The organism is Haloferula sp. A504 (assembly GCF_044385805.1).
GTDB lineage: Bacteria > Verrucomicrobiota > Verrucomicrobiia > Verrucomicrobiales > Akkermansiaceae > Haloferula.
The window spans coordinates 1-10,332 of sequence record NZ_JBISBU010000100.1 but is presented as its reverse complement, the minus strand read 5'-3'; the positions used below and the strand labels follow the sequence as shown (position 1 = coordinate 10,332).

The window sequence follows — 10,332 nt, the reverse complement described above, 5'->3', positions numbered from 1 at the left end:
GCCGGCGCTTCGGCCGGCTCCGCTACGCTCCGCCGGCCGAAGCGCCGGGGTCACAGGTGATCGGGCAATTTACAGACGAAATGTTGCACCGGCGGTTTGGTGCGCACCACTCCCCGATGGTTGGTGCCAATCTTGAGCCGCGACTTCTCGATCAGGATCTCTAGCTTCTTCAGAAGGAGATCATTTTCCCGACGGGCGGCATCCATCTTGCCTGCGCGGGCCAAGGCAAGAGCATGCGTGTCCTGGATGGCGAATCCCACTGGTTCCGAGATTTCCCCTCTTTTGGTTCGGGCGTCAGCTTCTCGGATCAACGCGTCTGGAGTGGTCAGCTCGGCAAAGAGACTCGCCCGATCCGCCGCCGGCTCTTTGTCGCGAACTTCCGGGAGCACGGCACCGGCGATGTACTGCAAGTTGTCGTGACTCGCCTGGGGTTGACCCTTCGTGAGATCACCGTGGATCTGCTTGAGGTCGGTCCGGGCAGCACGAAATTCGCCGTCCGGGATGGAGGCGACCCGCTTGACGAGTGGATGGACGAGCGCCTTTGCGGCTTCGCGGTTCCGGGAGTAGGCGTCGGACCAGAGGGTCAGCCGTTCAGCAAAACCCGCCGCACCCAGTTCGGGCTTCTCGATCCTGCTCAAAGCCTGGTGGGCTTCCGCATATTCGTTCCATAGCTCATCGAGCTTGCCGGCTCCAATTTCGTCTGCTTGCGCAAGAACCGGATGGATGGTGGTAAGGATGAGGACGGCCGCAGCCGTGGGGATTTGATGGATGCTCATGGTGGTGGATGTTGCAGGCTGCCCGCCGGTGACGGGAAAGGAAAAACCATTGAGAAACTAATCACCTGCAATGGATTGGCTTCATATCAGTCTCCCGGGATCTTATGAAATCGAATATCCATGTGGAAATATCGAGCAAAGTGATGCACTCGGCGTCACTTGGAGGGTCGCCGATTCATGCAGCTTGCGCACGCTCAGCCTGCGGAGCTGTCACGGGCCATTTGGGAAAGTTGTGGCAGCATGAGTTCATGACAACGACCACCACACTGACCGTCCGACGCTCCAACGAACGGGGCCGTGCCCAACACGGCTGGCTCGACAGCCACCACACTTTCTCCTTCGCCAACTACCACGATCCGGCACATGTCGGCTTCCGCTCGCTGCGGGTGATCAACGAGGACCGGGTCGCGCCGCTCGGCGGATTTCCGACCCATCCGCATCGCGACATGGAGATCTTTTCCTACGTCGTCTCCGGCAAGCTGGCCCACCGCGACAGCATGGGCAACGAGCGGACGCTCGAGCCGGGCGAGGTGCAGCTGATGTCGGCCGGCTCCGGGGTGACGCATTCGGAGTTCAATCCATCGGCCGACGACGCGGCCCATTTCCTCCAGATCTGGATCCATCCCCGCGAGCGCGGGCTCGAGCCCCGCTACACCGAGTGGCAGCCTCCCTCCGGGCCCACGCCGCCCCTGACCCTGCTGATTTCCGCCGACGGCCGCGACGGCTCGGCGACCATCGCGCAGGATGCGGATATTTTCCGGCTCCGGCTCGAGGCGGGGGAACAAACCGACTTCGAGGTTCGCCCGGGCCGCGGTGTCTGGCTCCAGGTCATCCGGGGCCGTCTGCGGGTCGGTGACCAGGTGCTGGAGGCCGGGGACGGTGCCTCCACGGAGGAAGCCGGCCCGCTGTCGATCATGACCGAGGGCGAAAGTGTCGAAGCACTTCTCTTTGACCTCGGCTGAATCTCGCTTTGTTCACTCAACCCCGAATCAACCAACAACACACAAGATGAAAGCAACCCCACTGATCCTGCCCTGCCTGTTCGCCGCCGCCCTCGTTTCCTGCGAGAACCCGGCCGACCAGACCGCCGATGCCACGACCACCGAAGCGGTCGAAACCACCGGAGCCGCCGCCGAAGGCACCGCCTACGTCATCACCGACAGCTCGACCATCACCTTCGTCGGCTCGAAGGTGACCGGCAGCCACGATGGCGGCTTCAAGGAATTCGACGGAACCTTCACCGTGAATGATGCGGGCGAGGTGACCGGTGGCGAGTTCGTGATCGACATGAACTCGACCTGGTCGGACGCCGACAAGCTGACCGAACACTTGAAGGCCGAGGACTTCTTCCATGTCGCGGAACATCCGCAGTCGAAGTTCACCGTGACCGGCGTCGAGAAGACCGATGACGGCTACTCGATTTCGGGCAACCTGATGCTCCGTGGCGTCGAGAAGAACATCACCTTCCCCGCGACGGCATCGAAGGATGGTGACACGGTCAAGGTGACCGCCGAGTTCGACATCAATCGCAAGGACTGGGGCATCATCTACGCCGGCAAGGCCGACGACCTGATCCGCAACGAGGTGGTGATCAAGTTCGATCTCACTGCCACGCCCGAAGCCTGAATCTCATCCCCACCTGAAAGCCGGGGCTCCGCGATTTGGGGCCCCGGCATTCGTTTGCTGGAATGATGCGTCTCGTCCGACCTCCGAACTTCATGAAAAGCAGCGCTTCCCTTCCTGCCTTGCCGCCTGGGTTGGCGAGAGAAACGCTCAAGGGAGGGCTTGAGGTTTTTGTCGGCCGAATGGGCCGCGAAGATCGATCCGGCGGTTCGGGCGCTCGATGGGTGACGCGAAAAGCTTGCGGTTCCGGGCGGTGCTCCCTTTTCTTTCCCCGTCTTTCGGACTGACATGAGAGTTCTCTGGCTGTTTCCGGCAGCGTGCCTGCTGTCCCTGGTTTCCTGCACTCCGCTTTCGGAGCCTCCGGTGGACCCCGCTCGTCCGGAGCTGGTCATGTATGAGTGGTTCGACGACGGGGGCCCGGGAGAATTGGCGATCCGCATCGATCTTGGCGAGCAGAAGGCCTACTACTCCCGCGGCGGACGCCCGATCGGCTGGTCCTACGTGGCAACGGGACTGCCGGGTCACTCGACTCCGGCGGGGAGCTTCCGCATCACCGAGAAGGTCGTCGACAAGTATTCCAATGCCTACGGCTGGATTGAGGACGAGTTTGGCAACGTGATCAACGGGGATGCCAAGCCCTCGACGCCGGTGCCGGCGGGCGGTGTCTACATTCCCGCACCGATGCCCTACTGGATGCGGCTCACCGATTACGGCATCGGCATGCACGCCGGTCTGATTCCCAATCCGGGCCAACCTGCGTCCCACGGCTGCATCCGCCTGCCGAAACCGCTGGCGCCAAAGGTGCACGATGCCGTGAAGATCGGCACGAGTGTGAGGATCGAGCGGTGATGGGGAGAAGGGGCTTCCAGCCCCTTATTCTCTCTCGGCGCTAGGGGCTGGAAGCCCCTTCTCCCTAGGCCAGAATCTGGTCGAGCACGTAGGGCAGGATCCCGCCTGCGGTGTAGTAGTCGATCTCCGCCGGGGTATCGAGGCGGACCTTGACCGGCACTTCGATCGTCTCGTCGCCGTTGTGGGCGACCAGCGTGGCCGTCATCATCGGCTTCAATTCACCGGCGATGCCGGTGATGTCGAAGGTGGCGTTGTGCAGGCCGGCGACCTTGTCGTAGTCGGCCTTGTCGACGAAATTCAGGGGCAGCACGCCCATGCCGATGAGGTTGGAGCGGTGGATGCGCTCGAAGCTCTTGGTGACCACGGCCTTCACGCCGAGCAGGCGGGTGCCCTTGGCGGCCCAGTCGCGGCTGCTCCCCATGCCGTAATCCTCGCCGCCGATGACGACCAGCGGCGTTCCTTCCTCCTGGTAGGCCATGCAGGCGTTGTAGATGAAGGTGGGCTTGGCCTCGCCGAGGGGGGCGATGTCGGTGTCCGGGGCAGGGACGTCCTTGTTGCCGAAGTACTGAGTGTATCCACCCTCGATGCCGGGGCACATGAGGTTCTTGATCCGGACATTGCCGAAGGTCCCGCGGGTCATCACGCGGTCGTTGCCGCGGCGGGCGCCGAAGGAGTTGAACGAGGCCTTCTCGACGCCGTTTTCGAGAAGGTACTGGCCGGCGGGCGAGGTCGGCTTGATCGCACCCGCGGGCGAGATGTGGTCGGTGGTGACCGAGTCGCCGAAGATGCCGAGCGGGCGCGCACCGATGATGTCCTTGCCGGCCTCCGAGCCGCCTTCGAAGAAGGGCGGGAGCTGCACGTAGGTCGATTTCTCGTCCCAGGCGTAGGTGTCGCCGGTGGAGCCCTTGATCTCGCCCCACTTCGGGTTGGCGTTGTCGACGTCGCCGTAGAGCTTCTGGTAAACCTCGGGCTTGAGGGCCGAGGCGAGCTGCTCGCTGACTTCGTCCTGGGTCGGCCAGATGTCCTTGAGGAAGACCGGGTTGCCGTCGGAGTCGTTGCCGAGGGGCTCGTGGGTGAGGTCGATGTCGACGCGTCCGGCGAGGGCGTAGGCGACGACCAGCGGCGGCGACATCAGGAAATTGGCCTTGATGTTGCCGTGGATGCGGGCCTCGAAGTTGCGGTTGCCCGAAAGCACCGAAGCGCAGACCAGGTTTCCTTCATTGATGGCGCTTTCGATGGCCGGATGCAGCGGGCCGGAGTTGCCGATGCAGGTGGTGCAGCCGTAGCCGACGGTCTGGAAGCCGAGTCGGTCGAGTTCCTGCTGCAGGTCGGTGGCCTCGAGGTAGTCGGTGACCACGCGCGAACCCGGGCCGAGCGAGGTCTTGATGTAGGGGGCCACGGTCAGGCCCTTCTCGTTGGCTTTCTTCGCCACCAGTCCGGCGGCGAGCATCACGCTCGGGTTCGAGGTGTTGGTGCAGCTGGTGATGGCGGCGATCAGGATCGAGCCGTGGCGAAGCCGGGTGCTGATGGGATCAAAGGCCTCCCGGGCGAGCACGGTGTCGGGGGTCGGCCGGTTGGAGACCATCTCGGCCTTGTCGGCCGCCGCTCCCGGGGCGGGGTTCTCGAGCAGCGAGCCGACGGCGTAGCCGGCCGGTTCAGGCATGTTGACGTCGATGACGGTGTCGCGCCGGTCGGCCGCCATGCCGAAGCCCCCATCGCCGGGGGTGGCGGTGAAGAGCTCGTTGAACTTGTCGCCGAGGGCGGGGACGTCGATGCGGTCCTGCGGGCGTTTCGGTCCGGAGACGCAGGGAACGATGCTTGAGAGGTCGAGTTCGAGCAGGTCGGTGTACTCGCAGTCGCCCTTCTCAGGGATGCCGAAAAGGTCCTGGGCCTTGAAGTAGTTCTCGACCGTGGTGCACAGCTCCTCGCTGCGACCGGTGCCCCGAAGGTAGTTGATGGTTTCGGAGTCGACCGGGAAGAACCCCATGGTCGCGCCGTATTCGGGGGCCATGTTGGCAATGGTGGCGCGGTCGGGCAGCGAAAGCGCCGCGGCACCGGGGCCGTGGAATTCGACGAACTTGCCGACCACCCCGTGGGCGCGGAGCATTTCGGTGACACGCAGGGTGAGGTCGGTGGCGGTGACGCCCTCTGGCAGCTTGCCGTGCAGGTAGACGCCGACGACTTCCGGAACGAGGAAGGTGACCGGCTGGCCCAGCATGCCGGCCTCGGCCTCGATGCCGCCGACACCCCAGCCAACGACGCCGAGGCCGTTGATCATCGTCGTGTGCGAGTCGGTTCCGACCAAGGTGTCGGGGTAGAACACGTTCTCTTTCTCGAGTACGCCCTTGGCGAGGTATTCGAGGTTCACCTGGTGGACGATGCCGATGCCGGGCGGGACGACCGAGAAGGTGTCGAAGGCCTGCTGGCCCCATTTGAGGAATTCGTAGCGCTCGCGGTTGCGGATGAACTCGATCTGCATGTTGCGGTCGAGCGCGGCCTGTGAGCCGGCAAAATCGACCTGCACCGAGTGGTCGACGACGAGGTCGACGGGAACCAGCGGCTCGATCTTCGAGGCATCGGCGCCGCGGGCGACGGCGGCATCGCGCATGGCGGCGACATCGACCAGCAGCGGCACCCCGGTGAAGTCCTGCAGGACGATGCGGGCGACGGTGAAGGGGATCTCGTAATCACCGGTGTCTTTGGCGTTGTAGCTGGCGAGGTTCCGGACGTCGTCTTCGGTCACCTTGCGGCCGTCGACGTTGCGCAGCACCGACTCGAGGACGATGCGAATGGAAACGGGGAGTTTGGAAAGGTTCGGGAAGCCCTGTTCGGCGAGTGCGGGCAGCGAGTGGAACTTGCCCTCGGTGCCGGAGCCGGTGGTGAAGGTGCGCAGCGTGTCCATGGATGGAGAGTGTCGAATAATGAATGAGGGATGTCGAAACGATCTCGTGAGAAGGCGGGTCCGCCCGCCGGAGTCCGGGGGGCGAAGGCGGGAGATTAGGAGTCGGTCGGAAAATGTCAAAGGCTTGCCGGGAACCTCGGCTTCCCGCGAAATCCGGACTTTTCCCGCCGCCGGCCCGCTCGTAGCTTGGGGAATGCCAACGCTCCGGATGCTTCTGATCGGCACCTGCCTGCTGCTGGTCCGCTGCGCACCCGGAAGTGGTGCGGCATCGGGCCAAATGGGCGATCTGCCCGACGAGGAACCCGCTGTGGGCGGCATCTCGGAGGTTCCGAATCCGACCCCGGAGATGGCCCGGAAGAGCGGTATGCCACTGGAGACGCTTCAGCGCGGGCACGTCGTCTACATGCTCAAGTGCGCCGAGTGCCACGTTTACATGCTGCCGCAGGATCTTTTCGTGGATGAGTGGGAGGACGCCTTGCCGAAGATGATCGCCCACGCGGGTCTGGAATCGGCCGACGAAAAGGCGGTGCTCGATTACGTGGTGGCGGTCGGGACGGCGGAGTAGCCGGTTTTTTCCGTATGAGCGAGCCGCTCGAATTGCTGGCCTTCGCCGGAGTGATGGCGCTCGGGCAGTTCAGTCCGGGCCCGGACATGCTGCTGCTGACGCGGACGGCCCTGGCGGAAGGAGCCGGGAAAGGGGTGCGGATGGCGCTGGGCATCGCGACCGGGCTGACGATGCACGCCACCCTGGCGATCAGCGGCACGGCCCTGCTTTTCCGGAGGGGGGGCTGGCTGGGCGAGACGATGCGCTGGTTGGCGGCAGGCTACCTGCTTTGGCTGGCTTGGGGGCTGTTGAGGGCGTGGTGCGTGCATCTGAGTGCCGGTCCGCGCGAGGCGGTGCCTGCGGCTGCCGGCAATCGCTCCGCCTACCTCCGGGGGCTGTGGTGCAATCTTCTCAATCCCAAGGTTCTGGTGTTCTTCGCGGCGGGCACGGCCCCGTTTCTGGTGGGCGATCGCCCGGCGTGGTGGCCGGCGGCGATCTGGGGCATCGTGGTGGTCCAGGGCTGCACGCTCTGGAGCCTGTGGGCCCTGATTCTGCAGTGGCGGCCGATCCGTGCCGGTTACCGCAAGGCGGGTCCTTGGATCGATGCGGTCTTCGGTGTGGCGCTCGCGGTGCTGGCGATCGTCCTGCTCGTGGGCAGCTGATTCAGCGGAACTTCGGCGGCAGGTGGTCGGTGAAGACCGCCTCGTCGAGATAGTAGCCGGGTGGATAGTCCGGGAAAGGTCCGGCGTCGGGTGGGAGCGGGATGTTCGCGTATTTCGCGTCCTCCGGCTGGGTCCGGCGGATGTTCACCGGCGTGCCGACCCGGACCAGGTGGAAGAACTTCGGGGCGAGATTGGCGTGCATGCGGAGGCAGCCGTCGGAGGAGGGGAAGTGCTTGATCCAGCCGGTGTGGAATCCATAGCCCGGCTTGAATTCGCACCAGTAGGGCATGGGGCGCCCGGTGAACTTCCACCCGGCCGGGGTTTCGTTCCGGTAGCTTTTCTCGATCTCATCCCCGCGGTGGCTGAAGCCGTAGTCCGTCGCCCGGTGCCGGGCCTGCTTGCGGATGATGCGGAAGTCACCGGTCGGGGTGGGTGTTTCCGCGTCGCCCACCGTCACGGGCATGACCAGCAGCGGCCTGCCGTTTTCCATCACGTAGGCACGCTGACGGGCGATCGAGACCTTCACCTCCACCGCTTCGGGATTCTTTGCAAATCGGGCCGGCCGGTCATACCGCCGGTAGACCTCCACACCGTCGGGACGCGGATTCGAACAGGAGGCGGCGACAAGGGCCACGAGGCAGGTGGCGGCTGAACGGAGAAATCGCATGCCAGGGGCGGCTTGAGTCATCGGTGGGCGGCGGGCAGGTGGCGGACTCAGCGGACCCGCTCCCACTTGCTCACCCGGTCATTGCGGAACCAGACGCTGGCCTTTCGGTAGGGCACGAAGACGACCTCGGGGGCGACGGCGTAGCCGTAGCAGCCGTGCCTGCCGTAGCGCCCGTACCTTCCGTAGCCGTAGCCTCCATACCAACCCGTGGTGTACACCGGCCTCGACCCGGCATAGTCCCAGCGGCTGGTGTTGGTGTTTCCGTCGCCGCCCTCGTAGCGGCGGCTTGGAGATCCCCACGCCAGTGCGACGGCGTCGGAGGGCATGCCGGTGTCGATCTTGCCCTGGCGGACCAGTTGCTGGTGCTTGGAACTAAGTTTCTCGTACTTCGCCGGATTGGCGGCGATGCGGGTCTCGGGTGTGGATGGCGCGCACGAGGCCAGCAAGCCGGCGACGATCAGCAGGAGCGCGGTTTTCATGCTCGCAGGCTAGCGCGCGGGCGGCTGCCACGCAACGGCGGGGACGAATTTCCGAAACACGCTTGCCAAGCCGGAATGTCGCGACGCAACCTTGGCCCGAAAAGACCTCGCATCATGTCCGATCTGCTCGACCAAGAAGACCTCGCCGCCGCCCTCAAGAAGCATCCCGACTGGGAGCTTGAGGGAAACACCCTGATCCGCGTGATCGAGTTCGAGGAATTCATGGAAGGGATCGATTTCGTCAACGACCTCGCCGAGATCGCGGACGAGGCCCAGCACCACCCGGACATGCTGATCCAGTACAACAAGGTGACCGTGACGCTGACGACCCACGATGCCGGCGGCATCACCGACGCGGATCTCGAGCTGGCGCGGCGGGTCGACAATCTGGTCGACTGATCGGAGCGCCGATTATGAAATCGGCACTGCGCCATGAGTCGTTTGCTTCCGTTTCTTCTCGGCCTGCTGATTCTTGCTGCCGGTGCCAAGGAAGCACCGCGGCGGCCGAATTTCGTGATCATCCTCGCCGACGACATGGGCTACGGCGACGCCGGGTGCTATGGCGGCACCGCGCTCAAGACGCCCCATCTCGACCGCCTGGCGGCAGGGGGGATGCGGTTCACCGATTTCCACTCGAGCGGGAATGTCTGCAGTCCGACCCGCGCCGGCCTGCTGACCGGTCGCTACCAGTACCGCTCGGGAGTGGATGCCGTGGTGAATGCCGACCCGGCCGTTCCCGCTCACCACTCCGGCCTGCAGCCTGAGGAGTTCACTTTCGCCGAGGCCCTCAAGGCGAAGGGCTACAGGGTGGGGCTGATGGGCAAGTGGCACGTCGGCTACGACAGGAAATACAACCCGACCCATCAGGGGTTCGACGTGTTCCGGGGATTCGTCAGTGGGAACATCGACTACCAATCCCACTTCGACCGCATGGGCGAGTTCGACTGGTGGCACGATCTCGAGAAGGTGAGGGAGGAGGGTTACTCGACCCACCTGATCACGAAGCATGCGCTGGGCTTCATCGAAGCCCACAAGCACGAGCCTTTCTGCCTCTACGTCGCGCACGAGGCGGTGCACGCGCCGTGGCAGGGTCCGGACGACCCGGCCGTGCGCGGTCCCGGCGCGACGAAGGGGAGGGGACGCTCGCCGAAGGACGCGCTGCCCGCGATGATGAGCGCGATGGACGAGGGTGTCGGCAGGATCGTCGCCAAGCTGGAGGAACTCGATCTGGATGAGCGGACCCTGGTCTTCTTCTTTTCCGACAACGGTCCGGCGGGTGGATCGGCCGGACCGCTGCGCGGTCGCAAGGGCAGCAACTGGGAGGGCGGCCACCGGGTGCCGGGAATCGCATGGTGGCCGGGGACGATCAAAGCCGGAGTGGTGACCGATCAACTCGCGATCAGTCTCGACCTGATGCCGACCATGCTCGAACTCGCGGGGGCCTCCGCCGATCCGGCGCGACCGCTCGACGGGGTGAGCCTCGTGCCCCTGTTGCGGCGGGGGGAACCGCTCGGGAATCGCCGGCTTTTCTGGAACCACAAGGCGATGCGCGACGGTCGCTGGAAGCTGATCCTCCACGGCAAGGGAGGGGGCGATCCGGTGGGGCTCTACGACCTGTCGAAGGACATCGGGGAGAGGGACAATCTCGCGGAGGAGTTTCCCGAGCGGGTCGAGAAGATGAAGAAGGCGTTGAAGGCATGGAGCGGGGACGTGACTTCGAAGGTGACGGTCCAGCCGGGCGTTGAGGCGTTTCAGAAGGGCAAGTGGTGAGGAGTGCGAGGAGCGCCGATGATGAAATCGGCACCACACCGGACCGGATCAGGCCGATTT

At 64.7% G+C, this 10,332-nt stretch carries 11 protein-coding genes; 7 read left to right on the top strand and 4 right to left on the bottom strand.

All coding sequences use genetic code 11. The annotated features are described in order from the left end of the window. Window positions 1–50 precede the first annotated feature (50 nt). A complete protein-coding gene (locus tag ACG2LG_RS23190; RefSeq protein ID WP_396263155.1) occupies window positions 51–776 on the bottom strand; it encodes a hypothetical protein in 726 nt (241 codons plus the stop codon). A 248-nt stretch (window positions 777–1,024) separates the two neighbouring features. Here ACG2LG_RS23190 and ACG2LG_RS23185 point away from each other — a divergent pair, with 248 nt between their 5' ends. From ACG2LG_RS23185 to ACG2LG_RS23175, 3 genes are all read left to right on the top strand, one after another. Then, window positions 1,025–1,738, top strand: coding sequence for a pirin family protein (locus ACG2LG_RS23185; RefSeq protein WP_396263154.1), 714 nt, complete (start codon window positions 1,025–1,027; stop codon window positions 1,736–1,738). Window positions 1,739–1,784: 46 nt separating this feature from the next. Continuing rightward, a complete protein-coding gene (locus ACG2LG_RS23180) occupies window positions 1,785–2,402 on the top strand; it encodes a YceI family protein (protein WP_396263152.1) in 618 nt (205 codons plus the stop codon). A gap of 285 nt (window positions 2,403–2,687) precedes the next feature. Continuing rightward, window positions 2,688–3,248, top strand: a complete 561-nt coding sequence (locus tag ACG2LG_RS23175) for a L,D-transpeptidase (RefSeq protein WP_396263150.1) — start codon at window positions 2,688–2,690, stop codon at window positions 3,246–3,248. A gap of 64 nt (window positions 3,249–3,312) precedes the next feature. Here the strand turns inward: ACG2LG_RS23175 and ACG2LG_RS23170 are convergent, their stop codons facing one another. Continuing rightward, complete coding sequence (locus tag ACG2LG_RS23170; protein WP_396263148.1) at window positions 3,313–6,150, bottom strand: aconitate hydratase; 2,838 nt, start codon at window positions 6,148–6,150, stop codon at window positions 3,313–3,315. Between the two features lie 193 nt (window positions 6,151–6,343). On the opposite strand from ACG2LG_RS23170, the gene ACG2LG_RS23165 reads away from it, so the two are divergent. After that, entirely contained in the window at window positions 6,344–6,715 is a 372-nt protein-coding gene (locus ACG2LG_RS23165; RefSeq protein ID WP_396263146.1) for a hypothetical protein, read from the top strand. A 14-nt stretch (window positions 6,716–6,729) separates the two neighbouring features. Beyond that, window positions 6,730–7,356: a LysE family translocator gene (locus ACG2LG_RS23160; RefSeq protein WP_396263144.1), complete on the top strand. Its 627-nt coding sequence runs from the start codon at window positions 6,730–6,732 to the stop codon at window positions 7,354–7,356. A gap of 1 nt (window position 7,357) precedes the next feature. On the opposite strand, the gene ACG2LG_RS23155 is transcribed toward ACG2LG_RS23160, so the two are convergent. Both ACG2LG_RS23155 and ACG2LG_RS23150 read right to left on the bottom strand, forming a co-directional pair. Continuing rightward, a complete protein-coding gene (locus ACG2LG_RS23155) occupies window positions 7,358–8,023 on the bottom strand; it encodes a L,D-transpeptidase (RefSeq protein WP_396263142.1) in 666 nt (221 codons plus the stop codon). A gap of 47 nt (window positions 8,024–8,070) precedes the next feature. Continuing rightward, window positions 8,071–8,502 carry a hypothetical protein gene (locus tag ACG2LG_RS23150; protein ID WP_396263140.1) on the bottom strand — a complete coding sequence of 144 codons (432 nt, stop codon included), beginning with the start codon at window positions 8,500–8,502 and terminating at the stop codon, window positions 8,071–8,073. A 114-nt stretch (window positions 8,503–8,616) separates the two neighbouring features. On the opposite strand from ACG2LG_RS23150, the gene ACG2LG_RS23145 reads away from it, so the two are divergent. Both ACG2LG_RS23145 and ACG2LG_RS23140 read left to right on the top strand, forming a co-directional pair. After that, window positions 8,617–8,901, top strand: coding sequence for a 4a-hydroxytetrahydrobiopterin dehydratase (locus ACG2LG_RS23145; RefSeq protein ID WP_396263138.1), 285 nt, complete (start codon window positions 8,617–8,619; stop codon window positions 8,899–8,901). Between the two features lie 33 nt (window positions 8,902–8,934). Continuing rightward, window positions 8,935–10,272, top strand: coding sequence for a sulfatase (locus ACG2LG_RS23140; RefSeq protein ID WP_396263137.1), 1,338 nt, complete (start codon window positions 8,935–8,937; stop codon window positions 10,270–10,272). Window positions 10,273–10,332 lie beyond the last annotated feature (60 nt).